The sequence below is a fragment of the Vibrio hepatarius genome (assembly GCF_043642085.1).
In the GTDB taxonomy this organism is placed as follows: domain Bacteria; phylum Pseudomonadota; class Gammaproteobacteria; order Enterobacterales; family Vibrionaceae; genus Vibrio; species Vibrio hepatarius_C.
In genome coordinates this window covers 439296-464491 of record NZ_JBHZSA010000004.1, presented here as the reverse complement: position 1 = coordinate 464491, position 25196 = coordinate 439296, and the positions used below count along the sequence as shown (strand labels likewise).

The 25196-nt window shown below is 45.5% G+C and carries 22 protein-coding genes and 1 riboswitch; of the genes, 13 read left to right on the top strand and 9 right to left on the bottom strand.

Annotated features, from left to right (window positions below):
- The first annotated feature begins 139 nt into the window (after window positions 1–139).
- The 6 genes from ACHUFZ_RS11405 (at window position 140) to ACHUFZ_RS11380 (ending at window position 6419) form a co-directional block, all read left to right on the top strand.
- Window positions 140–1021 (top strand): DUF72 domain-containing protein, encoded by an 882-nt coding sequence (locus tag ACHUFZ_RS11405; protein ID WP_394127264.1) that lies wholly within the window; start codon window positions 140–142, stop codon window positions 1019–1021.
- Window positions 1022–1134: 113 nt separating this feature from the next.
- Window positions 1135–1872 carry a carboxy-S-adenosyl-L-methionine synthase CmoA gene (gene cmoA / locus ACHUFZ_RS11400; protein ID WP_394127263.1) on the top strand — a complete coding sequence of 246 codons (738 nt, stop codon included), beginning with the start codon at window positions 1135–1137 and terminating at the stop codon, window positions 1870–1872.
- Between the two features lie 85 nt (window positions 1873–1957).
- The gene (cmoB, locus tag ACHUFZ_RS11395) at window positions 1958–2929 is read left to right on the top strand and encodes a tRNA 5-methoxyuridine(34)/uridine 5-oxyacetic acid(34) synthase CmoB (RefSeq protein WP_394127262.1); all 972 of its coding nucleotides are present in this window, start codon (window positions 1958–1960) and stop codon (window positions 2927–2929) included.
- Window positions 2930–3169: 240 nt separating this feature from the next.
- A complete protein-coding gene (locus ACHUFZ_RS11390) occupies window positions 3170–3913 on the top strand; it encodes an ATP-dependent zinc protease family protein (RefSeq protein ID WP_134836870.1) in 744 nt (247 codons plus the stop codon).
- Between the two features lie 17 nt (window positions 3914–3930).
- Complete coding sequence (locus ACHUFZ_RS11385; protein WP_394127261.1) at window positions 3931–5436, top strand: inactive transglutaminase family protein; 1506 nt, start codon at window positions 3931–3933, stop codon at window positions 5434–5436.
- 2 nt (window positions 5437–5438) lie between these two features.
- A complete protein-coding gene (locus tag ACHUFZ_RS11380) occupies window positions 5439–6419 on the top strand; it encodes an alpha-L-glutamate ligase-like protein (protein ID WP_394127260.1) in 981 nt (326 codons plus the stop codon).
- A gap of 85 nt (window positions 6420–6504) precedes the next feature.
- Here the strand turns inward: ACHUFZ_RS11380 and ACHUFZ_RS11375 are convergent, their stop codons facing one another.
- The 3 genes from ACHUFZ_RS11375 to ACHUFZ_RS11365 form a co-directional block, all read right to left on the bottom strand.
- A complete protein-coding gene (locus ACHUFZ_RS11375; protein ID WP_394127259.1) occupies window positions 6505–8145 on the bottom strand; it encodes a GMC family oxidoreductase in 1641 nt (546 codons plus the stop codon).
- Entirely contained in the window at window positions 8145–8348 is a 204-nt protein-coding gene (locus ACHUFZ_RS11370; RefSeq protein ID WP_394127342.1) for a hypothetical protein, read from the bottom strand. Before ACHUFZ_RS11370 ends, ACHUFZ_RS11375 begins: the two co-directional genes overlap by 1 nt.
- Window positions 8349–8429: 81 nt before the next feature.
- Window positions 8430–9920: a coniferyl aldehyde dehydrogenase gene (locus ACHUFZ_RS11365; protein ID WP_394127258.1), complete on the bottom strand. Its 1491-nt coding sequence runs from the start codon at window positions 9918–9920 to the stop codon at window positions 8430–8432.
- Between the two features lie 164 nt (window positions 9921–10084).
- Here ACHUFZ_RS11365 and ACHUFZ_RS11360 point away from each other — a divergent pair, with 164 nt between their 5' ends.
- A complete protein-coding gene (locus ACHUFZ_RS11360) occupies window positions 10085–11125 on the top strand; it encodes an AraC family transcriptional regulator (protein ID WP_394127257.1) in 1041 nt (346 codons plus the stop codon).
- 66 nt (window positions 11126–11191) lie between these two features.
- Here the strand turns inward: ACHUFZ_RS11360 and mukB are convergent, their stop codons facing one another.
- The 4 genes from mukB to cmoM are packed head-to-tail and all read right to left on the bottom strand — an operon-like array spanning window position 11192 to window position 18483.
- Entirely contained in the window at window positions 11192–15649 is a 4458-nt protein-coding gene (gene mukB, locus ACHUFZ_RS11355; RefSeq protein ID WP_394127256.1) for a chromosome partition protein MukB, read from the bottom strand.
- Window positions 15646–16371 carry a chromosome partition protein MukE gene (gene mukE, locus ACHUFZ_RS11350; RefSeq protein WP_394127255.1) on the bottom strand — a complete coding sequence of 242 codons (726 nt, stop codon included), beginning with the start codon at window positions 16369–16371 and terminating at the stop codon, window positions 15646–15648. The genes mukB and mukE overlap by 4 nt, the downstream gene beginning before the upstream one ends.
- A complete protein-coding gene (mukF, locus tag ACHUFZ_RS11345; RefSeq protein ID WP_004417831.1) occupies window positions 16352–17689 on the bottom strand; it encodes a chromosome partition protein MukF in 1338 nt (445 codons plus the stop codon). The genes mukE and mukF overlap by 20 nt, the downstream gene beginning before the upstream one ends.
- 2 nt (window positions 17690–17691) lie before the next feature.
- A complete protein-coding gene (cmoM, locus tag ACHUFZ_RS11340; protein WP_394127254.1) occupies window positions 17692–18483 on the bottom strand; it encodes a tRNA uridine 5-oxyacetic acid(34) methyltransferase CmoM in 792 nt (263 codons plus the stop codon).
- Window positions 18484–18597: 114 nt separating this feature from the next.
- Between cmoM and elyC the strand changes: the two genes are divergently transcribed.
- Window positions 18598–19401 (top strand): envelope biogenesis factor ElyC, encoded by an 804-nt coding sequence (gene elyC / locus ACHUFZ_RS11335; protein WP_394127253.1) that lies wholly within the window; start codon window positions 18598–18600, stop codon window positions 19399–19401.
- Window positions 19402–19452: 51 nt separating this feature from the next.
- Here elyC and torR read toward each other — a convergent pair whose 3' ends face one another.
- Window positions 19453–20166 carry a two-component system response regulator TorR gene (gene torR / locus ACHUFZ_RS11330; protein ID WP_394127252.1) on the bottom strand — a complete coding sequence of 238 codons (714 nt, stop codon included), beginning with the start codon at window positions 20164–20166 and terminating at the stop codon, window positions 19453–19455.
- A 236-nt stretch (window positions 20167–20402) separates the two neighbouring features.
- On the opposite strand from torR, the gene torD reads away from it, so the two are divergent.
- The 5 genes from torD (at window position 20403) to ACHUFZ_RS11305 (ending at window position 24370) form a co-directional block, all read left to right on the top strand.
- Window positions 20403–21050, top strand: coding sequence for a molecular chaperone TorD (gene torD / locus ACHUFZ_RS11325; RefSeq protein WP_394127251.1), 648 nt, complete (start codon window positions 20403–20405; stop codon window positions 21048–21050).
- Between the two features lie 210 nt (window positions 21051–21260).
- Window positions 21261–22268 (top strand): HTH-type transcriptional repressor PurR, encoded by a 1008-nt coding sequence (gene purR, locus ACHUFZ_RS11320; RefSeq protein ID WP_394127250.1) that lies wholly within the window; start codon window positions 21261–21263, stop codon window positions 22266–22268.
- A 144-nt stretch (window positions 22269–22412) separates the two neighbouring features.
- Window positions 22413–22500, top strand: a riboswitch (cyclic di-GMP riboswitch).
- 134 nt (window positions 22501–22634) lie between these two features.
- Window positions 22635–23228 carry a TfoX/Sxy family DNA transformation protein gene (locus ACHUFZ_RS11315; protein ID WP_394127249.1) on the top strand — a complete coding sequence of 198 codons (594 nt, stop codon included), beginning with the start codon at window positions 22635–22637 and terminating at the stop codon, window positions 23226–23228.
- 144 nt (window positions 23229–23372) lie between these two features.
- Window positions 23373–24065 carry a TVP38/TMEM64 family protein gene (locus ACHUFZ_RS11310; protein WP_394127248.1) on the top strand — a complete coding sequence of 231 codons (693 nt, stop codon included), beginning with the start codon at window positions 23373–23375 and terminating at the stop codon, window positions 24063–24065.
- The gene (locus ACHUFZ_RS11305; RefSeq protein WP_394127246.1) at window positions 24065–24370 is read left to right on the top strand and encodes a putative signal transducing protein; all 306 of its coding nucleotides are present in this window, start codon (window positions 24065–24067) and stop codon (window positions 24368–24370) included. Before ACHUFZ_RS11310 ends, ACHUFZ_RS11305 begins: the two co-directional genes overlap by 1 nt.
- Before the next feature lie 10 nt (window positions 24371–24380).
- On the opposite strand, the gene ACHUFZ_RS11300 is transcribed toward ACHUFZ_RS11305, so the two are convergent.
- Entirely contained in the window at window positions 24381–25184 is an 804-nt protein-coding gene (locus ACHUFZ_RS11300) for an alpha/beta fold hydrolase (RefSeq protein WP_053438482.1), read from the bottom strand.
- Window positions 25185–25196 lie beyond the last annotated feature (12 nt).

Here is a 25196-nt window from a genome sequence, read left to right as displayed (position 1 = left end):
ATCTATTGATGCTTTTTAAACCAACAAAGGCGTAAAACTGCACCAATAGCAAAAAAATTGGCGATGATTATAGCCCTATATTGGTCCGTTGAGCAAAACTCTCGCGCAACTCGTTTTCATGTGAACCGTAATAACAAATATGCACCTTTATCCAGTTCGTCTTGGCCTCACCATGTGGTCCAACAATCAATGGCAACAAAGCTTTTATGGCCGCGGCACTCAGCCAAGCCAAAGGCTGGAAAAGTACGCCAGTGTCTTTCATACGGTTGAAGGCAACACCACATTTTACGCCACACCGAACACGACAACGGTCAAAAACTGGCACGCCGCAACCCACGATCAATTTCGTTTCACGTTTAAACTGCCGCAACATATTACCCACCAGCAAATGCTGCAAGGCTGCCAAAGTGAATTGAAAAGTTTTATGGCGATTATGGAACCACTGCACGAACGAATTGGTCAGTGGACAATACAGTTACCCGCCGCATTTGGTCCGCAAAACCTTGAACAACTAAAGCGCTTTTGTGCCTTGTTTCCTCCTAATTTTCCTATTGGCGTCGAAGTCCGTCACCCTGCGTTCTTTGACAAGGGAGACGATGAAAAACGGTTAAATCAATGGTTAGTGGAAAAAGGGTTTGATCGCATCATCATGGACAGTCGTCCGGTGTTCTCTGAACAAATCACCTCGACGCACCCTCACTATGAATCCCTGTTAGATGCTCAACAGAAGAAACCAAGAGTGCCAGTTCATGCCATCGCGACCGGAAATAACCCGCTGATTCGCTTTATTGGCCACCCTGAAGAGGCACTCAACCATTCCTTCTTTGCACCTTGGCTGACTAAATTGCCGCAGTGGATCGCTGAAGGGAAGCAGCCCTATTTGATGATTCATACCTCAGACAATCTGATTGCCCCTGAACTCGCTGCGAAACTCTACAGCCAATTGCAATTACATGCTGAACTGCCTGACTTAGCTGAGTTTCCTGGCGGTAACGGCAATGCTCAAATACAGATGTTTTAAGCTATTCGGCGACAGAACATGACATGGCGACGAATTTCTCATAAAATACGCGCCTTTTTGTGGCAGATGCGCAAGCTATATCGCCATACGTTGATAGTTATGAGAACAGAGTTATGAACCCTAAGACCAATCCAGATACTATTTTTTCGGCTCCAATCGATAAAATTGGGGATTTCACCTTTGACGAGCGTGTTGCGGAAGTGTTCCCTGACATGATTCAGCGCTCTGTTCCTGGTTATAGCAATATCATTTCTGCTATCGGCATGCTGGCTGAGCGATTTGTTAAACCACACTCAAATGTTTACGACTTGGGTTGTTCACTGGGCGCTGCAACGCTTTCTATGCGTCGTCATATTCAGCAAGAAGGTTGTCAAATCATCGCCGTCGATAATTCATCAGCGATGGTTGAACGTTGTAAATTACACGTTAACGCCTACCGCAGCGATACTCCGGTTGATGTGGTTGAAGCTGACATTCGCGATATCGACATTAATAACGCCTCTGTGGTTGTGCTTAACTTTACGCTGCAATTTCTATCGCCAGAAGATCGTTACACGCTGCTAGAAAAAATCTATGCAGGTCTTCGTCCAGGTGGCATTTTGATCCTATCGGAAAAATTTGTATTTGAAGATCAAGCATCTAATGAGCTATTGATCGATCTGCATCACGACTTTAAACGTGCTAACGGTTACAGCGAACTCGAAATCAGCCAAAAACGCAGCGCGATTGAAAATGTAATGCGTCCAGATTCTAAGAAAGAACACAAAGAACGCTTTGCTAAAATCGGCTTCAGTAGTTACGACGTGTGGTTCCAGTGTTTTAACTTCGGTTCGATGTTCGCGATAAAATAAACTTCGCAAATAATCTAGCACTTTCGTCCCCCTACTGTAGGGAATAACAATACTAATTTTTAAACGACTAATTCAGTGAAAAACTATGTTTAATTTTGCTAACTTTTTCCAACTTATTGCCCAAGATACTCGTCTACAGCCTTGGCTAAATGTGCTACCTCAGCAACTGACAGATTGGCAAAACGCTGAACATGGTGATTTCGGCCGTTGGCTTAAAGCACTCAATAAAATCCCAGAAGGTCACCCAGATCAAATTGATATCAAAAATGCGGTGATGCTAACCAACGACACCCCATTCCACGTTGGTGAACTTAAAAAGTTAGAGAGCCTGCTGCGTACCTTCCACCCTTGGCGTAAAGGTCCATACACAGTGCACGGCATTCATATTGACACCGAATGGCGTAGCGACTGGAAGTGGGATCGTGTACTACCGCATATCTCTCCGCTAAAAAATCGCAGTGTGTTAGATGTAGGCTGCGGCAATGGCTACCACATGTGGCGTATGCTAGGTGAAGGCGCGCGTCTAACCGTTGGTATCGATCCATCGCACCTATTCCTGATTCAATTTGAAGCGATCCGCAAACTAATGGGCGGCGACCAACGTGCGCACCTACTGCCGCTCGGTATTGAGCAGCTACCAAAGCTTGAAGCATTCGATACTGTGTTCAGCATGGGTGTGCTTTATCACCGCTGCTCACCGCTAGACCACCTCATTCAGCTTAAAAACCAGTTAGTTTCAGGCGGTGAGTTAGTGTTAGAGACCTTAGTAATTGAAGGCGATGAAACGTCTGTGCTTGTTCCTGTCGATCGCTACGCACAAATGCGTAATGTCTATTTCTTCCCGTCAGCTCGTGCCTTGAAGGTATGGCTAGAAAATGTCGGCTTTGAAGATGTTCGAATTGTCGATGAAAACGTAACATCAACCGATGAGCAACGTACCACCGATTGGATGACTCATAACTCACTACCAAATTACTTAGACCCTAACGACCCGTCTAAGACAGTTGAGGGGCACCCAGCGCCACGTCGCGCGGTACTGGTTGCTACTAAACCTTAGTCGGAAATGTGAGTGAAACGGACAAATTGACAAAGAGTTAACTCAACTAGAGTATCAAACCGTTTCTCTTATGTTTAATCCCCCATACAATGATAAGGATGCAATGCATCCTTATTTTTTTGCGTATACCACTTATTCCTCATTTTTTGAGAGCTTAGGCCACACAACCACTTGTTTGCGGCAAATTTTATACGCTAAACTTGTTATTTATCTTCAATTTAAATTCATTCAGGTTTATCAATGTTGAAAAGATTGACCCCTATTATGGCGATGCTGGTACTTTCAGGCTGTACCCTGACTAACAGTACGCAATATCACCAAGAAACCTTAGCGGCAATTCAAGCCTCTGAAGCAAATCTAACCAATCAATATGAAAACCTAAATTTACAGCTAAGCAATCAATCTGATTACATCGAAAGCCTCGAAGATCAGGTTCATGATTTAGAACAGCAACTGAATGCCTTCAAGCAAGAAGCATTAGAAGAAGTTCGTAAAAAGCCAGAGCCGGTAGTGATCCCTGCTCCTGCACCGGTTGCTCAAACTCCCACTCATGGAATTATCCTTGGCGAAGTCGAGTCAGTAACAATCGACTCGATTAAACAATCTTTTGATGCGCGCGTAGATACCGGCGCAGCAACTTCATCATTAAATGCCGTAGACATTGAACAGTTCGAACGCAATGGCAAGAACTGGGTTCGATTCCACCTGTCTGATGGCGATAGAGAACTCAACGATACCAATTGGATTGAAGCACCTATCGTTCGATTCGTGAAAATCCGTCAATCAACCACCGAAGACGTTGAAAGACGCGCAGTCGTTGAGTTATGGGTTAAACTCGGAAAAATCCATGAAAAAGCACAATTTACATTGGCAGACCGTTCTCAAATGAGCCATCCTGTGCTCTTAGGCCGTGAATTCATTAGAGATATTGCGATGGTTGATGTAAGCAAGAAATACATCCACACGGAAGTCCCAAAAAAATAGTAAGGTAGCGTAAGCTTATGACATCAAAAATCCCGTTTTATATATCAGTCGCAATGATTATCGTTGCTGGTATTGTCTTAAGTATGTTTCGTCATCAGAACTACGGTGTTCCTTGGACACCTGGTGAAACGAGCCAAGTTTGGGATATTGAAGCTCGCGTAGAGTTCAACGGGCAAGATAAGCCGGTTAAAGCATCTCTTGCGGCGCCACATACACAAAGTGGCTTTACCCTAATCAACGAATCTTCATCTTCTCCAGGTTACGGCGTTTCCTATGTCAATACCGAGTCTGGCCGACGCGCTGAGTGGTCAATCCGCCAAGCAACAGGCGCTCAAACAATCTACTACAAAGTTCAATTCCTAGTTGACCCTCAAGCGAATGTAGACCCTATCCCACCAAGCGGTGAAATCACGCCTCCAACCTTTGATGGCCCAACAGAAGCTGCAGCAATCGCCGTCATTGAGCGAGCAAACCAGCGTTCAGCTGACGACATCACCTTTACACGTGAACTGATTAAGTCTCTCAACGACAGTGACAGCCAAAATGCCTCTCTGCTCCTCAACCATATGTCTAAAGTGGATGCGGTCGATAAGATTTTGGCTTATGCGAAGATCCCAAGCAAAGTTGTTGGCGTTATTGAGTTAGAAGATGGCCGTCGTCGCCAAACGATTCAACACATGAACCAAGTGTGGGATGGTAATAACTGGGTACTGTTTAATGCCAATGATCCTAATCAGGTAATCAAAGAAAACATCTTGGTTTGGGATGAGTCTAATGTTTCCCTGCTTGATGTAGTTGGTGGTAATAACAGCCAAGTGCACTTCTCGATGATTGCTCAGGATGTTTCTCCTTCTCAAGCAACTCAGCAGAAAGTCGAAGCAGATGGGCTACTAAACTTCTCAATCCATAGCCTACCACTGGAAGAACAGGCGATGTTTAAGACCATCATGCTGATTCCAATTGGTGCGCTTATTGTTGTTTTCCTGCGCGTCATCATAGGTCTTAAGACATCAGGCACATTCATGCCTGTACTGATCGCTGTTGCCTTCGTCCAAACGCAACTGGTGACGGGTATTGTTGGTTTCTTACTGATCGTCGGTACTGGTCTTGTTATTCGTAGTTATCTGTCCAAGCTCAACTTGCTGTTGGTCGCGCGAATATCCGCGGTGATCATCACGGTAATTATGATCATCTCTGTGTTTACCGTTGTTGCATTTAAGATTGGTTTGACTGAGGGTCTTTCCATTACTTTCTTCCCAATGATTATCTTGTCTTGGACGATTGAACGTATGTCGATCCTATGGGAAGAAGAAGGTGCCAAAGAGGTGGTTCTTCAAGGTGGTGGTTCACTTCTGACTGCGGTACTGGTTTACCTTGCAATGACTAACCCATACATTCAGCACCTAACGTTTAACTTTATTGGCCTACAGCTAATCGTTCTAGGCGGTATTCTACTGCTAGGTACTTACACAGGTTACCGTTTGACAGAGCTTCGTCGCTTTAAACCACTTGCGGAGGACTAAACATGTTTTCACGTTTTACCTCTCAATTTACTTCGCCGGGTAAACTGCGCCATAAAGGTATTATGGGCATGAACCAGCGAAACCATAGTTACATTGGGCGATACAATGATCGCTCAAAGTACCCATTGGTTGACGACAAGTTAAAAACCAAGATCATTGCCCAGCAGCACGGTGCAACCACACCGGAACTGATTGGCAAGATCTGTAATCAGGCAGAAGTAAGAACTATCCATAAGATGGTGGAGAATTGGCCTGGTTTCGTAATCAAGCCAGCTCAAGGTAGTGGCGGTAAAGGCATCTTGGTTATCACCTCGCATAAAGATGGCGTGTACACCAAGCCATCGGGTGCCACTATCAACAAAGAGGATGTAGAACGTCACATCAGTAACGCACTAGCAGGACTGTTCTCGCTAGGTGGTAAGAACGACGTAGCTATCGTTGAGAACCTAATTAAATTTGATGATTGCTTCGAAGGCTTCAGTTATGAAGGTGTACCTGACGTTCGTATCATCGTCTTTAAGGGCTACCCTGTCATGGCGATGATGCGCTGCTCAACGGCGGAGTCTGACGGCAAAGCTAACCTTCACCAAGGTGCGGTTGGCGTTGGTATTGATATCGCAACAGGTAAAGCAATTCGAGCGGTTCAGTTTGACCAACCGATCACTCACCACCCTGACACCGGTAAAGATCTATCAACACTACAAGTTCCTCACTGGGAACGTTTGTTAGTTCTAGCATCCAGCGCGTGGGAAATGACGGGGTTGGGCTATATGGGTACCGACATGGTACTTGATAGAGATGAAGGTCCAATGGTTCTTGAGCTCAACGCTCGACCTGGCTTAGCGATACAAATTGCCAATGGTGCAGGTCTACTACCAAGGCTGCACCACATTGAAAGCCTCGGCATGCCAGCTGAATACCCAAAACCAGCAGAGCGAGTCGAGTACGCTGCTAGACAGTTTGGATCTTCCGCGCAATTCTAGTTCGCAGTTAGGTTTCAATAATAAAAGCCGAGGTTATCATGACCTCGGCTTTTCTTTTGATCTTAGAACTCGTTTATTATTGTGGTTAACTAGGCTCACACGACGCAGTCTTAGTTTGTTTTAACAAGGCATACTGCTGCTTGATGCTATCAACCACCTTCTCTGCAATCATAATAGTTGGCGCATTGGTATTACCTCCAACTAAGGTAGGCATAATTGAAGCGTCTACGACTCTTAAGCCACTCATGCCGTAAACCTTCAGATCACTGTCTACCACAGCGAACTTGTCATCTGGTGTTCCCATTTTACAGGTGCCAACTGGATGATATTGGGTATCAGCACGATTACGGATATCTTGCTCTATAGCTTTATCATCCGTTTCATCGACTGGATAAAAAGTCTCCCCACGCACATCATCAAACGCGTTGCTTTCTAGCATTTGGCGTTGTTTCTTCCAACCTTTAATCATGATTTCCATATCTTCAGGATGGCTAAAAAACGCCGGATCAATTCTTGGCGCATCATAAGGATCAGCACTATTTAGCTTTACTGTACCAATACTTTTTGGCCGCAATAACGTCACGTGAGAACTAAAACCATGACTCGCATGGATCTTGCGAGCATGATCATCAACCACAGCCACAACAAACACAAACTCCAAATCCGGCACCTGTACGTCGCTTTCAGAACATAGAAAACCAATCCCTTCTGCAAAGTTACTGCTCATTTTACCACTACGCCGTGTTATCCACTGCGGAACGGCTTTGCTCATTTCAACAACCATCTGCATTGATACACCGAAAGTATCTCGTTTAGAACTGCTACGATAGCTATGAACCAAATCAATATGGTCTTGTAGATTCTCCCCTACGCCGGGCAAGTCGTGAATTTGAGGGATACCGTGGACATCAAGATTTTCTTTAGCGCCTATACCTGACAACATCAGAAGTTGCGGAGATCCAAATGCACCTGCTGACAATATCACTTCTTTGGTGCACTTGATCTGAAATCGTTGTCCCTTCAAACCATACTCAACACCCACTGCCTTTTTGTCTTCAAATAGAACTTTGTGAGTAGTGGCCCTAGTGATAACCGTTAGATTGGGCCTAGTTAAGCTTGGGGTGAGGTAAGCTTTAGCAGCGCTGCATCTCTCGCCATTTAATTGAGTCACTTGGGTTGGCATTGCACCGACTTGTTCTGCGCCATTAACATCATGATTTCGTGGTACACCTATCGATTCGCAAGCTTGTAAATAACGCTCAAGCAAATCACTTGGCGATCGGAGATCGGCCACATTCAAGGGACCACCTTGACCATGAAACTGATTATGATGGACTTCGTTGTTTTCCGCCTTTTTGAAATACGGCAAGCACTCATTATAGCTCCATCCTTTATTCCCTAAGCTTTCCCACAAATCATAGTCATAGCGATGCCCTCTGGCATACATCATGGCGTTAATCGAGCTCGAACCACCTAAGGTTTTACCTCTAGGCTGATAGCCATTGCGTCCATTCAGCCCCGGTTGAGGAACCGTTTCAAACCCCCAATTGTTTATCTTAGTTGGCATCATTGCGACCGCACCAACTGGCGTATGAATTAAAGGACTTGAATCCGTCCCCCCCGCTTCCAACAAACATACAGAAACATCTGGGTCTTCGGTTAGCCTAGAAGCTACAACACAGCCAGCTGAACCGCCTCCAACGACGATGAAATCGTAGCTCTCCATTAGCGGCCTCCTCGGTATTTTATGCATGAAGTTCCTCGTTTTAGAATTTTGCCTGTTTTTGTCATTGGCAAGGTGTTCGTAGCATCATGATTCAACTGCTGGGTGAGCAGTGAGAAACTGATATCTCCATCGCCTATCCTGAGTGTCGCTTTTGTAGGAAAGAGCGCAGCACTACGCTCTAGATTGACAGCAAGGTTATGCATCCATGATCTCCTTTGGTCGCAAGGCAGCCAGCGAGCACTGGCTGCTGAAGATTCTATAGGTAGGGAAATAAGAATTGAGGGTTATGAGCGCTTGTTTAATTTCCGGTCGGGTTTACCCACAAACACTCGTAGCACCAGTTTTTGCACTATGTTTCCGTATGGTGGTGCAAACAACTGAATTGGAAACCAATCACGCATTTTAAGTACTGTACGCGCGTGGCTAAGTTCGCGGAAACCTTCTTCCCCATGGTAATTTCCGATACCTGAATTACCTACACCACCAAATGGTGCTGAATGATTAAGTACGTGCCATCCCCAATCGTTGATGGTGACACCGCCGCTATGGGTTTGAGTAAGCAAAGTCTCGCGTTGATCTGAGTTGTTGCTAAACAGATAACAAGCCAGTGGACGAGGTCTCTGAACAATGTATTGAATCACTTCATCGATTGAACGATAGGTATGCACGGGCAAAAGCGGCCCAAAAATTTCTTCTTGGCAGATACGCATGTCCGGCATCAGATTGGTCGCAATAAATAGCGGTGTTTGACGCCCTTCGCCATAATCAAGACACTGGGTAATGGTTGCGCCTTTCTCGCACGCATCCTTGAGTAATTCATGGAAACGCTTATGCTGTGTAGCATCCACCAGCGCTGTGTAATCTTGATTAGCTTTTATCTCATCATACATCTTTTTATGTGCGAGTTTTAACGCTTCAACAAAAGTCCCTTGCTTACCTTCTGGCACAAATGCGTAATCTGGAGCGATACAAATTTGACCAGAGTTAAAGCCTTTGCCATGAGCAATACGCTCTGCTGCTTTGGTGACATCGTAATCGTCAAAAACCACCACTGGAGATTTACCCCCTAACTCCAAAGTCACAGGAGTAAGATTCGCGGCGGCATTTGCCATGATGATCTTTCCGCTCGCTGGCGATCCAGTGAACACAAGATGATCAAAAGGAAGATGAGAGATTTCCATCGCTTCTGGATGATTCCCTTCAACAATACGCACTAAATTCTCTGGGTAAATCTCCGCAAGCATACAACGCAGTTGACGTGTGGTTTCGGGGCAGTTTGGTGGCATTTTAATCATGCAACGGTTGCCTGCCGCTAACGCCGTGATCATCGGACCTATCGATAAATATATCGGGAAGTTCCAAGGGCAAATAATACCGACCACACCTTTGGGTTGATACCGAACTTCCAGCTTGTTGCCTTTAAACAACCATTCAGTAGGACGAGAGCTTGGTTTCATCCAGCTCTTTAGATGTTTAACCACATGGTTGATATCAAGAATAGGCGCCAAAATATCCGCCATGATGGATTCAGTATGGCTACGACCACCAAAATCTTGGCTCATTGCTTCCGCTAATACATCTTGGTATCGAGAAAGTTGTTTCTTGAGGGCCACCAAACGTTGCTTTCTCACCGCATAACTCACGCTAGGTTCAGCTTGATAAGAGGATTGTAATTCGGAAAACCATGTTGCGAGTTCATTTTCTTTAGACTCATTAGTGTCAATCAATCCTTGATCGCGCTGTACTTCCATATCTTGCTTAGCCAGTACATTCATGTTTGTCTCCCACTATTCAATTTGTCGATTACAACATTTTCATAACATGTGGCAAAGGTTACAAAAAGACAATAAAAGGTGAAATTCGGACAGCTTTGAGACAATGACGACAGAATCACATTTCGACTGACGCTAGGATAATGGCCCGCATAAAAGGAATAAAAATGGAATACACCGCAGTTTACGTACCAGATACTCAATCTTGTGGCATCCTCGACTTACAGCTGCTTAGGCGCTATTTAGAAACCAAAGTCGATGTTGAACACTTACTTGATGGTAGTGATGTCGATGCTGCTGCGCTGCATGTTCCCGATACTCACATCACACTGGCGCAAAAGCTGACCATCTTCAGTAATGCGCTAGAGCACTCACAAGAACTCGGATTGGGTTTGAAAATCGGCCAACAAGCGCGGTTTAGTGACTTTGGCGTACTCGGTTACGCCGTGTTTAGCAGCAATACCTTGCTCGATGCGTTGATGATGGGCTTTAAGTATTTACGACTTGCCGGCCCTGTGTTGAAGAAAAAGATGTGGGTTGAGGATAACCAAGGTTACTTTCGCGCTGAACAACTGATCGATCTTCAGTCCCTATTACCATTTTGTTGTGAATATTGGTTTGCTGCGATTCAGAATTTATGCGAAGAAGTGATGCAACAGCCGTTTCCATCCACGCTAATCAGGTTCCCCTATCCCGAGCCTGAATATAGCGAACTCTATGAACAAATATTCCACTGCAAAATCGAATTCAATAGCGAACAACTAGAATGGCAATTCGACGCGACGAAACTGTATGATCCGCTCCCAGCAGCCAATACGATGACGCTCCAGATGTGTTTGAAATCTTGCGATGAGATGCTGGAAAAGGTCACTGGGGATGCCAGTCTGAAAGAGAAAATCACACAAATGTTTGTTGAACGATTAGGCGACTATCCTTCGATTGAAGAACTATCTGCCGAGTTAGGCATGTCATCAAGAACGTTAAGACGGCACCTTAAAGCAGAAGAGACCAGCTATCAGCAGATCCTCGATCACGTACGCTTACATCTCGCTCGCCACTACCTTACCTCCACGCAAATGTCTGTCGAGGAAATCGCGGAACGCATTGGCTTCTCAGACAGCGCCAACTTTCGCCATGCTTTTCGAAAATGGAGCGGTTGCACGCCGCGACAATATCGCCAAACGCCAACAGAAGAGAGCGCTAAATAATCGCCTACCGTAATGAAAAAGCCCGCATCTCAAGATGCGGGCTTTTAGTTTTACTTGGGTCTAGCGTTAGAGTTCTTCAACCAATTGCTGAACTTCACTTTTCGGTTTCTTCTCTTGGCCAAAGCCGCGCAGACCAACTACGTGTACGTGTTCGTGGTCTTTAAACACCTTACGCACCAGTTTGTAGGTCGTACCTTTCTCTGGGCTGATGTTCTCTGGCGCTGCGATAAGAAGCTGCATATCCAGACGGTCACAAAGCTCGAATAGGGTCGAGATAGACTTCGCATCCAGACGCGCTGCTTCATCAAGGAACAATAGGCGACAAGGCACAATGTCTTTGCTACGCAGGCGGCGTGACTCTTCTTCCCAGCTTTGGACAACCATCAGTAGGATTGATTGACCGGTACCGATCGCTTCACCCGTTGATAGTGCGCCAGACTCGGCTTGTAGCCAACCATCAGAGCCACGGTTCACTTCAACGCTTAGCTCTAGGTAGTTACGGTAGTCAAGTAGCTCTTCACCCAGAACTTGCGGTGAACGTTGGCCCATGTCGATATGCGGGTTCACACGCTGGAACAATTTCGCCATCGCTTCAGAGAAGGTAAAGCGTGAAGACTCGAACAGATCTTTGTGCTGCTCTTGCTGCGTTGAAAGACCGTTCAGTAGTACTTCGTGGCTTTCGCGGATCTTCACGTTTAGACGCACGCCTTTAACTTGGCCAAACGAGATGTTTGATAGGCCTTGGTTAAGCATACGAATACGGTTTTGCTCACGCTGAATCGTCTTCTTGATGATGCTCGCCACAGACTCAGAGCTGATTGCTAAGCGGTTTTCACGCTGCGTTAGCTCTTCTGTTAGACGCGCAAGCTCTACTTCCATCTCTTCAATCGCTTCAACTGGATCGTCAGTGCGAATGATGTCTTGGCGAATACGCTCACGTAGATGCTGGTAAACGGCAATGTAGAACAGAACTTTACGCTCAGGACGGGCGTTGTCTTCAGATAGACGCAGCGCATCACGTAGATCTTCGTTGTCCGCAACCGCTAGACGCAGAGCACCCAATGATTTATCCGACATTGAACGCAGCTCGTCGGCTGACATGTAGGCAAGCTCACGCTTGTGCAAACGACGCTCAACATCGTTTTCACGTGCTAAACGCAGTACGCTACACCAACCTGCTTTCGCGGCAACCACGAAGGTACGCAGCTCAATATACTCTTTCTGAACTTTCTTCAGGCGCTTCGCCAGCGACTTCATTTCTAGCTCAGTTGAGGTGATGGTACGCTCGTACTCACTCTTACGTGAACGAGAAGTGTGTAGACGCTCTTGCAGTTCATCACGACGACGTTGTGCACGCTCTGCTGCGCCTTCATCCGCCGTTACACCGTATTCTTGTAGCTCTTGCTTGAACTCTTGCACGGTCTCAAGTTTCGCTTGGTGCGAACTCTTAAGTGATGCCAATACTTGATTGTATTGGTTCATCTGACCTTGTGCTTGTTTTAGTTCGTCACGAGTACGTGTACGCGATTTTTCTGCTTCTACCAGCTTAGCTTTAAGCTGCTCACTCAGTTCGCTGCTCTGGTTTAATAGGTCAACAGAATCTGAGTAAGCGAAGTAGTGACGACGTTCAACGAGATCAGCCAGCGCGAAGATTTGTGTCTTTAGCGCTTGCAGTTTCTGGTCAGCCGCTTGGTATTCACTCTCGAGTGCATCAAACTGCTCTGGATCGGCATCCAGCGCTGAAACAATCTTCTCAAGCTCTGATAGCGCCTTGCCATGGTTAGCAACAAACGCTTTCGCTTCGGTCAGTTTTTCGATGTTCTGCGCAAGCTCTTCAAACTGAGCCGCTAGCGCATCATCTTCAATCAACGCCATATTTGGCGCAATCTTATCCAGTGCTGATAGTGCTTGTTTGCTCACCTGCAGTTGGCTACGTTGCTGCTGCTCTTTGGCATCCAGTTCAGCCAGCAGACGCGCCGCTTGGTTACGTTTTTCACGTACACCCACCAGCGCTTGTTCAGGATCAGATTCGAACGCTACCTGAATGTGTTTCGCGACAAAGTTGTTGAACGCTTGGTATAGACGCTGAAGTTTCTGCGAATCAAACGCCGCTTTCGCGTGTTGCTCGACCACTTCATCACGTTCGTTACGTAGCAGCTCTAAACGCTGCTCACGTGCCGCACGGCCAAACAGAGGAATCTCTGGTAGACGTGAGTAACGCATCTGACGATCGTTCATACGAACGCACACTGCGCCTTCTAGCTCTTCAGCATCGAAAGAGCTGTCATCAAACGCGTCGATATCGCCTTCGATGATGTACAAATCTTCTGGACAGTCATCCAACTCAACAAGCTTCTCTTCGATACCTGATAGGTCAGACACTACAATCGCGTGACGAGCAGGACCGTACATTGCACTAAAATATGGCGCATCATCGATAGTGATGTCGTCATAAATCTCAGACAGCAGCACGCCGCCTAATGTATCGGCTAAGCCTTTAAGACGCGGGTCGTTTGAACCACCAGGCGATGCTAGACGCTCAATTTCAGTATCTAGCTGCGAGCGACGCTCTGCCAGTTTATCTTTCGCTAGTGATTGCTGCTTTTCGTCTTCCAGCACCACTTGCATGTGCGCCATGATCGATTGGCTATCTTCTAGCTCTGCGCCACTTTGCTCACGTAAGCTTTCAAGTGCATCGTTCGCAGCAATCCAGGTCGGTGCAATCGCTTCAAGCTTATTAATCTCAGAAGCGGCATCTTGCTCAAGGCGGCGCTGTTCACTGCGTTGCTCACGAAGATCTTCTTGAGACATATCAAGGGATTCGATTTGCATTGCATGGCGTTCACGCTCTTGCTCAAACGCAAGCTCGTCAACCAAATCAGCGTTGTGCTGCTTTTGGTACTCAGCCACCAGCTCTTGTGTTTGACGCTGCTTATGTAGACGACGCTCAACATCACGGTGCTGCGCACGCCATTGCTGTTCATTTTGTGCTAATTGCTGAGCATCACGACCTTGTTGAATCGCTGTTTTCGCTTTAGCCGCTGCGTCCTGACGCTCAACAGAGCCAACAATCGAGCGAACCAGTTCAAGCGCTGCTTCAAACTGCTCTGCCGCTGCTGACGACATATCTAGCTTGTGTTTGGTTGCCAGAAGTTCAGTGGTGCTTTGTGCTTCTTGTGCCTTCAGTTCATTGACTAAGGTTTGTGCTGACTCTGCCGTTAGGCCGTCATTACCCAGTAGCTGCTTAGCTTTATCCAGCGCTTGAACCGCTTGTTGGTATTGCAATGCGCGAGTCTGCTGAACATCTAGGGCTTGTTGGTAGTCAGCAAGCTGAGTCTTCAAGCTATCCACTTCTTCTTCAGAAACGGTCGCTTGCTCTTCAGCCATCAGAACACGCTCTTGCGCTTCTTCAACCACCATCATCTGCTCTTCAAGACGCTCTTGCAGCTCTTCAAGATCTTCTTGGTAGCGCTCGATTTTCTCTTGCTGACGCAGCGCATTTTGCACTAACTGTAAGTGATCCGATGCCGCTTGGTAGTCTTGCTCAAGCGAAGACTCCGATTCAACCAATAACTCAAGCTCTTCTTGAACGCGGTTAAGCAGGTTATTTTGCTCTAACAGAGTTTCACGAGAACCAAATAGCTCTGAACGCAGTGATAAGGTCTTATCTAACTTGTTACGGCGATCGTTAGCATGACGCATGTAGTCCGCAGCAACATAGTTGGTCGACTCGGTAATCAAGTGTTTGAACAAGTCACGGTCTGCTTGAGTGGTTTTGATCGCTTCTAGCGTCATGCGGTTTTCACGCAGCGCTGATTCCATATCTTGGAACGCTTTCTTAACCCCGCCGTTTTGTGGTAATAGGTAATCACGCAGTGAACGAGTAATCGCACTTGAAATACCACCGTAAAGTGATGCTTCAATCAAACGGTAGAACTTAGAACGGTCGCTAGAGTTACGCAATTTCTTCGGAATAACACCGAATTCAAACATTTGTGAGTGGTATTCCACTACCGAAGAGAATGCTTTGAATTGAACGCCTTCAAACTCAGCAATCGCCTCTTTCACTTCGTTGATCTGACGAACGCGCGCTTGAGTTGCCGATACGCTTTCAATAAGCACATCAGTCGGTTTTACGTGACTTGGCAGACCTTGAATAACGAAAGGTTTGATGTCGACTTTCTTGTCACGACCTGCTACTTGCTGAAGCTTAACCGCAAACAATAGACGCTGGTTACGTGAGTTGACTACATCAAGCGCGGCGTAACATGCGCCCGCTTGCAGCTTACCGTAAAGGCCTTTGTCACGCGATGACTGGCTACTACCGGCTTCTGTTGTGTTACGGAAGTGCAGTAACGTTTGGTCAGGGATCAATGCGGTGATAAATGCCGCCATCGTGGTCGACTTACCCGCACCATTACCACCAGAAAGCGTGGTTACTAGTCCATCAATATCAAATGTACGTGCAAAGAAGCCGTTCCAGTTGACCATGGTCAGCGATTGATATTTACCTCGTTCAATCATGCTTCACCTTCTTCTATCATTTCTTCGGCTTGATCTTCTTCGCTTGCAGACTGCTCTAGTAAGCTGCCTTGGCTTGGTTCTTTGGTGTGTACTACTGCTTCACCATCACGGATCAGACGTAGTTGAGCTTCACGCATATCATCGCCAACACGTACGTCAGCACCAAAGCGGAATACCGATTCACTGATACTGAATTTACCGGTTTCACCAATATTGATGATCATGCCTAGGCGACGTAGACGACGTAGTGATGTACGCACTTTTTCAAATAGCTTTTCTTTATCTAGGTCAGAGCCTGTCGCGCGGTTAGTCACTAGCTTCATTAGCTTGCTTTCGTCAGCCAACGCTAGGAGCTCTTCGTATAACTCTTGATTAGTGAAGATACCTTCGTGAGCCAAACGCTCTGGGCTTAGATAAAGGAAACACAATACCTTACCCACTAACATGTCGAGCTCTGACAACACACTACGGCCAATCAAAGAGGTCGAACGTGGACGCAGATAGAAGAAACCTTCCGGCGCTTTCACTAACTCAGTGTTATAGCGCTGGTAAAACGATGAGAGCTCGATTTCGAAATCCGACAGCAGTGCGTGGTTGTCGAGGTCTTCGCTTGAAATATGACGCCCTGCACGCAGCATGCTATCTAGCGCTGGGAACAGAGGGTTGGAAATTGCTTTTGCCAGCTTATCTGACATGTATTCATTAATATCGGTCGATGACATTTGCTTGTACCTTTGCACCAAAATCGTTAATCGCTTGCCAATCTGGCTGGATCGCTTGATAGTCGGACTCTGAATAGCCCAGACGCACAGCTTGGTCGATAACAATTCGTGCTAAATCAAAATGATGAGTCTGTGGATGCTGCGCAAGATAATCACGTAACACTAAGCCCAAATCGATTGGTGAGCCTTGTTCTTTGTGAACTTTTAGCATGCCACCAATACGCTCTGACAGCTCATCGTTGACCTGTTGAAACTCTTCGTATTCCACTTCTAATGGCACTTGACCGGTAACTTCGTCATCACGAAGTACCAAAGCTTCATCACGAAGGTCTGAGAGACGCTCAGCATCTGCATAAGTCAGATACCAAGGCATATCGAAATAGTCTTTCACTGATTGGCGTAAGCGCGAGCTGAATGCTCTATTCTTATCCATATCAATGGCAGTTCGGATAAACTTATGTACGTGGCGGTCATAACCAATCCAAAGATCGATCGCTTGCTGACCCCAACTGGTTATGCGGTCCAGCTTCATTTGCAGACCAAACAGTGTCTCTGCGATAAACTCTAATTCGTCATCACCGTAAACCAGTTCTTGGATATCTAAGATTTGAGTCTGAAGTTCATCGCCAGCAGCTTGCAATGTATCTTGCAGCTCTTTCAGTGTGTTCGACGTTTCAGATAGCAGTGATTCACAGTTATTAATTGCATCACGCCAATCTTTATTCAGCAGCTCAGCGATCTGAATCTTCACAGATTGCTGCTGCTCATCCATCACACGTTGGTTAAGGTCAATCTGATCGAAGATCTCGCCAACAGAATACTTCAACACGCCATAGACGTTTTTACGCCAGTGACCCGGAGTACCACCTTGACGCGCCGACTCAATCGCTTTCGCCATTTCATCAGCCACCATAGAGAGCTGAATCGATAGTTTTAGCTTTGAAAACTCACGGTGACGCACATAGTAATCGGTAATACCAATCGCTAGCGGTGACAAACGGTAGATACTTGCACCGTCCGTCACTTCACTGGTAAAGCGGCTAATTAGGCGCTGCTTGACCATCTCATTAATCGCGTTGTTGGCACGAAATGCCGATGCATCACCCGTTTCTTCGAATAATCGAGTAACGATAGTGAACGCATCATGGAGTTCGCCCTCTCCTAGTTCTTCATCAAACCTTTCGTTACTGAGCACAGCGATAGCAATCAAAAATGCTAGCCGCTCTGTCGTGAGGTTCAATGAGAAGTCATTCTGCTTAACCCAGCCAACCAATTCATCGATGGGTTGCTCAGCAGCATTTAGAGTCATCTCGCTCATTGTTAGTCCTGCTTTTCTTTCTTTTGTGCCCATACATGTATGTATCGGCCTAACGAGAGGTATGGCTCTTGTCTACAAAGTTGTTTCTCTAGTGCTAGCACATCTTCATATTCGTAGTCGCCCATGTACTCCATATTGCCTATGTAGTCACTGAAACAACGAATACCAGATTTACCGCAAATCGTGAAACCAGCGTCTTCTATCCATTGATAGACCTCTTCTGGTTTTAAGCCCTTTTGCGGCTGCAGCTTAAATCGCTTTCTATGTGGCATTCCATCGAGTACATGAGGAATGTTGCCACACACTACGTTCTTATATACCAATCCATGATGGTTATAGAACATAATTGACGCCACCCCACCCGGCTTCACCTGTTCAAGTACATTTTCCAGTGCGGGTTTAGGGTCTGCTAACCACTCCATCACTGCATGAAAAAGTACCACATCAACGTTCTTATCGAGATGTTTCTCAATAGATTGAACAGGAGAATGAATGAAGCGATACTGCTCAAGCAGGCCGTTATTTGCAATATCCTGCTCTGCTAATTGCAGCATTTCAGAAGATAGATCACATAACGCTACATGATGTCCGAGCTTAGCAAGCTTTTGAGACATTTGTGCCAATCCACCACCTGCATCAAGCACATTAAGTTGTTTATTTGCCCCATCAACAGTATCAAGTACCTGTTGAAGATCTTCCCAAACAATGACTTGGCGTATCTCGCCTTTATCAGAGCCGTAAATATTTTTTGCAAATTTGTGGGCAATATCGTCGAAATTGCGGTCTTCAGTCACAGCAGCATGAGTTATTATGTCTAATCGTGCTGCTATTCTGTCACAAGAAAGGCAGGAATAAAGAGGCTTTCTCTTAAAATATAATCAATTGATGTTTTTTCGGACTATTTAAGTATGTTTGAGCTGAAAAAAGTTGTGTCTTCTTTGCTAATGCCCCTACCAGCGATGTTAATCATTGGTATGTTGGGTCTTATGTTAATCATGTTTACTCGTAAGCAGAAGACAGGATGCTTTGTTGTTTTGTTCTCTTTTATTGGCATTTTCTTAATTGCCTTCCAACCGGTTTCTTCTCGACTATTGATGCCTTTAGAGCGTCAGTACTCCGCATTTTTCCCGGTCGATGAATCTATTGACTACGTTATGGTGTTAGGAAGTGGTCATGTTGTCGATGACAAGATCCCACCGACGTCAGAGCTAAGTCGCGCAGGTTTAATGCGTTTAGCCGAAGGTATTCGAGTAATGCGCATCTACCCAGGTTCTAAGCTTATCTTATCTGGCTACTCTGGTGGTTCAGAAGTGAGTAATGCGCGCATGATGGCAAAGGTAGCGTTATCACTCGGCGTTTCAAAATCTGACATTATCTTGCTAGAAACAGCAAAAGATACTTGGGAAGAAGCAAGGCAGGCTGCGGCTTTCGTTACAACAAAGAAACTGGTCGTTGTCACGTCAGCTAGCCATATGAAACGAGCACTGAATGAGTTTCACTCGGCAGGCATGGATCCTTACCCTGCCCCAACGAACTACCTAGCTCACGATAACATTACCCAAGCGTGGGAAAAGTACACGCCAAAAGGCAAATATCTTGAGCAGACCGAACGCTACTGGCATGAAACGCTTGGCCGTATCTGGCAATCATTACGCGACTGGGCGTCAGACTATGAAGAACAGAGTCTCAATGCCGCCGAAAGTGCGCTTTAACAGATAAAAAAATACCGAGGCATGCCTCGGTATTTTTATGTTTGTATCTCGTTAGTCACCAGCGAACATGTAACCTTCACCGTGCACTGTGACAAAGATTTGTGGGTTCTTAGGGTCGAACTCCATCTTTGCACGCATACGACGAATCAAGACATCAATCGTACGATCGTTTGGCGCATCAACACGATGGCTAATCATGTTTAGAATACGCTCACGGCTTAATACTTGGTTCGGGTACGAAGACAGCGCCACTAGCAACTCATACTCTGCTTTCGTTAGCTTCACTGGCTCGCCGTTGCGACTCAAAGCGCGACGTTGAACATCGAACGTCCAATCACCGAAGCGAACCATATTCTCGTTCGCTTTGTCGCTCTCGACGTTTCCTGCAGAGTTGCGCGCAGCAGAAATTCGCCACAGCAAGTTTTTAACTCGAACCAGTAGCTCGCGCAGTTCAAAAGGTTTAGTGACATAATCGTCTGCGCCCATTTCTAGGCCAACAATTTTATCAATGCTATCCGTGCGTCCTGTTACCAGGATAATTCCAATGTCAGACTGACTGCGAAGTTCGCGAGTTAACATTAAACCATCTTCACCAGGTAGGTTAATGTCCAACATCACCAAATCTATCGCATTACTTTGTAGCATGTCGCGCATTTGCTCGCCGCTTTCCGCTTCACTGACGTTGTAACCTTCATTTTGAAAGTACCCCACCAGCTTACTGCGAGTAACTGCGTCATCTTCTACAACTAGTACGTGATAACTCATCTACACCACTTAATTTACATTGGGATTTGCTCTTTCTATTATTCTATTCATAAATAGTAACATTTCTAGTATTTATCACTTTAAAAGCTAGAAAGATGATTTTTTATTGATTCAAGACAAAACTTTTCCACACATTAATATCTTCCAATATTTGATTTTAACTTGTCATATAAGTGGTTACCGCTGTTCATTTTTATTGGTTACAATAGCGGTAATTATTTGGGGAGTAACACCTAATGCAAGAAATCAAAGCATTCAATGAAAAACGCGCTGAAATCTACTGGTGGCTGTCGAGCCTTTTCGCTAAAGAGCTAACTGAAGAAAACATCACGCAATATCATTCGCCTGAGATCCGTTCTTTTCTTACTGGATTGGGCGAAAACGAGCAACTTAAGCCGTCAATCGACCGCATTACTGATGCTCTAAACCGTCTTATGGACCGCGAAGACGCACAACTTGAGCTAGCGGCTGATTTTTGTGACCTTTTCTTAAAGTCAGATAAAGACTCTGCCCTGCCATACGCGTCAATGTATATCGGTAAGTCTGGCCTATTAAACGATACGCCAGCCAAAGAGATGGAAGAAGTGATGGCTGAACATGGTGTCGAGGTAGACAAAAACCTTAACGAACCAGCAGACCACATTGCGATTGAACTCGATTTCTTAGGTAACTTGATCATCCGTTCAAATGAAGCAGAAGACGAAGCTAAGATCGAAGAAGCTTTTGCTGTTCAAGAACAGTTTATTCGTCAACACCTTCTAAGTTGGATGCCACAGTTTTCAGACAAGTGTCAGAAGTTTGATGAGTTCGGTTTCTACTCGGCAATCAGCACATTCGCTGTTGCCTTCTTAGCTTTAGATTGTAGCTATCTGTTAGGCGAATAAAGACAACATTGTGACCTCCAGCAGGTTGCTTTAGTGTTTTTTGTTTGCTCTTAAGAGTTTTGCGGTCTAAAATTGTGATCGCAAACGATAAAAACAAACGAATCAAATACAAACCGCTAAATAGAGCGGTTTTTGTGTTTCTGATACTTTCTACCTAGGTATTCTAAACTGAATATAATTCCTAGGCAGTCATCGACAGGACAGAACCTTATGGCCACTATTAAAGACGTTGCTCGCCTAGCTGGTGTATCAACGACAACTGTGTCACATGTAATCAATAAAACGCGCTTTGTTGCTGAAGCTACTCAAGAAAAAGTAATGGAAGCAGTGACAGAGCTAAACTACGCACCAAGCGCTGTTGCACGCAGCCTGAAGTGTAATACCACGCGCACGATTGGTATGCTGGTGACTCAGTCTACAAACCTTTTCTTCTCTGAAGTCATTGATGGCGTAGAAAGCTACTGTTACCGCCAAGGCTATACGCTGATTTTATGTAATACCGGTGGTATCTATGAGAAGCAACGCGACTACATTCGCATGCTTGCTGAAAAGCGCGTAGACGGTATTTTGGTGATGTGTTCAGACTTAACTGAAGAACTGAGCGAAATGCTGGACCGCCACAAAGACATCCCGAAAGTGGTTATGGATTGGGGTCCTGAGAGCTCTCAAGCAGATAAGATCATCGATAACTCAGAAGAAGGTGGCTACTTAGCGACTAAGTACCTGATTGACCGTGGTCATACTGATATTGCCTGCCTAAGCGGACACTTTGAAAAAGCAGCGTGTCAGGAACGTATCCGTGGCTTTAAACGTGCGATGAACGAAGCAAAACTTCCAGTTAAAGAAGATTGGATTTTAGAAGGTAACTTCGAGTGTGACACTGCTGTGCTTGCGGCTGACCAAATCGCAGCAATGGACAACAAGCCAAGCGCGATCTTCTGCTTCAACGACACTATGGCTCTGGGCCTAATGAGTCGCTTACAGCAGAAGGGTATTCGTATCCCAGAAGATATGTCTGTGATTGGTTACGACAATATTGAGCTAGCAGAGTACTTCTCGCCACCTTTGACCACGGTTCACCAACCAAAACGTCGTGTAGGTAAAAACGCCTTCGAGATTCTGCTAGAACGCATTAAAGACAAAGAGCACGAAAAGCGTATCTTTGAAATGCACCCAGAGATCGTTGAGCGAAATACCGTACAGAACATTAAGAAATAACTTATTTGACATACACTTAGCCGAGATACTTTCATTGGCTAAGTGTATGAGCCAGCCCTATTTACTGAACCGAGATCACACTTATCCTATTCGGACGTGATGTCCAGCCCAAAATCCATTTATCCTTATTATTGTTCGATTATGCCACGAACAGGGCAAACCATTTCGAAAGGATGGGACGCAAAGCCTCCGGCCTTCAACAAGTTAATTGTTTGGTAGCGGGGTTGCCGATGGTAAATATGCACACAAGTCATATTGTAATTGCTAGCAATCGTATGACACCAGACTGACAAAAAGCCTGCATAATTTTGCTACTCTCTCGGACCTGAATTGGTGGCGTATACATATACACCGAGAATACACAGCATGGATAAACCAATACTAAAAGACTCAATGCGACTATTTGAGCCGTTAGGCTTAATCAAGTCTCGCTCAATGTTTGGTGGCTTCGGTATATTTGCCGACGACACTATGTTTGCATTAGTCGTCAATGATAAGTTGCACGTTAGGGCAGACGACGCACTTGCAAAGCAATTTAAATCTCTTAGCTTAGAACCTTACATCTACAAAAAACGCGGCTTTCCCGTGGTCACCAAATACTTCGCTCTAAGCGATGATTGGTTTGAGAACAAGGAGAATACGCTTGAGATTGCCCAAGCTGCGCTAACTGCAGCGAACAGCGAAAAGAAACAGCAAGCGAAAGCTAAGCCTAATCGCCTTAAAGATCTGCCGAACTTAAGACTGGCAACGGAACGTATGCTGAAAAAAGCCGGTATTGATAGCGTTGAAAATCTGGAAGAAACAGGTGCGGTAAACGCATTTAAAGCGATTCAATCTTCGCATTCTGCTGAAGTTAACGTCGAGTTGCTTTGGGCGTTAGAAGGCGCAATTAACGGCACACATTGGTCTGTGATCCCTCATAGCCGTCGTGAAGAGTTACTCAACCAATTAAGTCATTAATCGGCAACACATTTTCCTTTCCCTTTTTAAAAAGTCAGCCGTTGTGCTGACTTTTTTTTGTTTATTGAAATTTACTGCTTGCTTTCCCTGTCTAGTCTATTAACACTTTGTATTAATCGGCCATGATTCTTGATGGAGCAGCACATGAATAAAAAAATCATACTTGGCGTTATCTTTGTATCACTCATCATTCTGTTAGGTGTAAACTTTGGCCAGTACCTCACATTAGACAACGCTAAAGCGCAACAAGCTGAGCTAGCCGCCTTTATCTCAGAGAATTTCGTTGTTGCGGTACTTACCTATTTCTTAGCCTATGTGGCGATTACTGCATTCTCTATACCAGGAGCTGCTGTCGTCACTTTATTAGGTGGTGCTCTTTTCGGTTTTTCAACCGGGTTACTTATCGTTTCATTTGCTAGTGCGATTGGTGCCACGCTAGCCTTTTTAAGCAGTCGATTTTTACTACGCGACTGGGTACAGGGTAAGTTTGGCGAGAAGCTGTCTGCTATCAATAACGGTGTTAAAAAAGATGGCGCTTTCTACCTGTTTTCACTACGCCTAATCCCAGTGTTCCCATTTTTCTTAATCAACTTGTTAATGGGGCTTACCCCAATTTCAACCGCCAGATACTACGTGGTGAGTCAACTTGGTATGCTACCGGGCACTGCGGTATACATAAACGCGGGCACTCAGCTTGCGCAAATTGACTCGCTCTCTGGTATTGCCTCACCGACTGTTTTAGCGTCGTTTGCTCTGCTCGGCTTATTCCCAGTTATCGCTAAGTGGGTTATGGCTAAGATAAGAACAGAGCCGTCTGCGTCTAACGGAAACGTTTGATGAAGATATTTTCAGCCATTACACCCACCGAAGCTCACATCGTCTGTGAGCTTCTCAAGTCTCAATACATCGATTGTGAAGTTCGTGGTGAAGGAATCTTTGGTTTGCAAGGAGAGATCCCGTTTGGAGAAAGCAGCGAGCCGTACATTTGGCTGTTTGATCAACGTGACAGCGAAAAAGCATCTGAGATCATTAAAGAGTTTCAGTCTGAACAAAGAAAGCAAGACTGGCAATGCGATGAGTGTGGCGAGCGGAATGAAGGTCAGTTTGGTGCCTGCTGGCAATGTGGCAACGTAGCACCTTAATTAGTTTGCGCTACTTAGTATCAATTTGCTGTTTAATAAACGCGATCGAGTGTTGATTGAACTCATCCGGCCGCTCAACGTTGCACACATGGCCACAGTTTTCAATCTCACGCAGTTGACTATCACTGTGCGCCGCAACCATTTCTTTGACGGGCTGAATGAACATGTAGTCCCTGTCCCCCATTAAATAGAGCGTCGGAATCGGCAACTCTCTGTCTTTGAAGTAGCGCATTAACGGATTGACTTCAGCGGTGAGAATAAACCAACGCTTAAACTCTTTCTGGCAGAGCTTCTTTGCTTCCCGAATAAACAGGTGACGAGACTCTTTCTGAGCACGCTGTGGCATGACGATGTACGCAAATAAGCTGTATAACCACATGTAAGGGACAATATGCTTACACATGTTGCCCAACCTTACCAAAACCTGCGAACGGGTGTTTAAACGAGTTACAGCGCCACCTAGCACCATAGACTTAACACGATCAGCCGAAAGCTCAGCAACATTACGCACTATGATGGTACCAAGTGACATACCGACAAAGTGAGCAGAGCGGATTTTTAAGTGATCGAGCACTTTAAGAATATCAACGGTCACCGCTTTAAAGGTATAGCGATTGGCAATCAGTTCTTTGAGGAGTTGATTCGATTTACCATGTCCACGCAGGTCAATCAGCAGCAAGTTAAAGTGCTGCTTATACGCCTTAATTTGTTTAAACCAAATTGACGAACTGCCTCCTGCACCATGCACAAACACCACCCATTCATCGCTGGTAGGGTGCGCAAAGGTTTTGTGAAACAGTAAAGACTCGCTCATAGTTATTTGAAT

Coding starts and splice junctions, on each gene's coding strand:
- mukB (WP_394127256.1), bottom strand. CDS start 15,649: ATGATTGAACGAGGTAAATATCAATCGCTGACCATGGTCAACTGGAAC.
- torR (WP_394127252.1), bottom strand. CDS start 20,166: ATGAGTTATCACGTACTAGTTGTAGAAGATGACGCAGTTACTCGCAGT.
- purR (WP_394127250.1), top strand. CDS start 21,261: ATGGCCACTATTAAAGACGTTGCTCGCCTAGCTGGTGTATCAACGACA.
- torD (WP_394127251.1), top strand. CDS start 20,403: ATGCAAGAAATCAAAGCATTCAATGAAAAACGCGCTGAAATCTACTGG.
- ACHUFZ_RS11310 (WP_394127248.1), top strand. CDS start 23,373: ATGAATAAAAAAATCATACTTGGCGTTATCTTTGTATCACTCATCATT.
- cmoB (WP_394127262.1), top strand. CDS start 1,958: ATGTTTAATTTTGCTAACTTTTTCCAACTTATTGCCCAAGATACTCGT.
- ACHUFZ_RS11385 (WP_394127261.1), top strand. CDS start 3,931: ATGACATCAAAAATCCCGTTTTATATATCAGTCGCAATGATTATCGTT.
- ACHUFZ_RS11300 (WP_053438482.1), bottom strand. CDS start 25,184: ATGAGCGAGTCTTTACTGTTTCACAAAACCTTTGCGCACCCTACCAGC.
- ACHUFZ_RS11360 (WP_394127257.1), top strand. CDS start 10,085: ATGGAATACACCGCAGTTTACGTACCAGATACTCAATCTTGTGGCATC.
- ACHUFZ_RS11380 (WP_394127260.1), top strand. CDS start 5,439: ATGTTTTCACGTTTTACCTCTCAATTTACTTCGCCGGGTAAACTGCGC.
- ACHUFZ_RS11405 (WP_394127264.1), top strand. CDS start 140: ATGCACCTTTATCCAGTTCGTCTTGGCCTCACCATGTGGTCCAACAAT.
- cmoA (WP_394127263.1), top strand. CDS start 1,135: ATGAACCCTAAGACCAATCCAGATACTATTTTTTCGGCTCCAATCGAT.
- ACHUFZ_RS11315 (WP_394127249.1), top strand. CDS start 22,635: ATGGATAAACCAATACTAAAAGACTCAATGCGACTATTTGAGCCGTTA.
- mukE (WP_394127255.1), bottom strand. CDS start 16,371: ATGTCATCGACCGATATTAATGAATACATGTCAGATAAGCTGGCAAAA.
- mukF (WP_004417831.1), bottom strand. CDS start 17,689: ATGAGCGAGATGACTCTAAATGCTGCTGAGCAACCCATCGATGAATTG.
- elyC (WP_394127253.1), top strand. CDS start 18,598: ATGTTTGAGCTGAAAAAAGTTGTGTCTTCTTTGCTAATGCCCCTACCA.
- ACHUFZ_RS11365 (WP_394127258.1), bottom strand. CDS start 9,920: ATGAATGTACTGGCTAAGCAAGATATGGAAGTACAGCGCGATCAAGGA.
- ACHUFZ_RS11390 (WP_134836870.1), top strand. CDS start 3,170: ATGTTGAAAAGATTGACCCCTATTATGGCGATGCTGGTACTTTCAGGC.
- ACHUFZ_RS11305 (WP_394127246.1), top strand. CDS start 24,065: ATGAAGATATTTTCAGCCATTACACCCACCGAAGCTCACATCGTCTGT.
- ACHUFZ_RS11370 (WP_394127342.1), bottom strand. CDS start 8,348: ATGCATAACCTTGCTGTCAATCTAGAGCGTAGTGCTGCGCTCTTTCCT.
- ACHUFZ_RS11375 (WP_394127259.1), bottom strand. CDS start 8,145: ATGGAGAGCTACGATTTCATCGTCGTTGGAGGCGGTTCAGCTGGCTGT.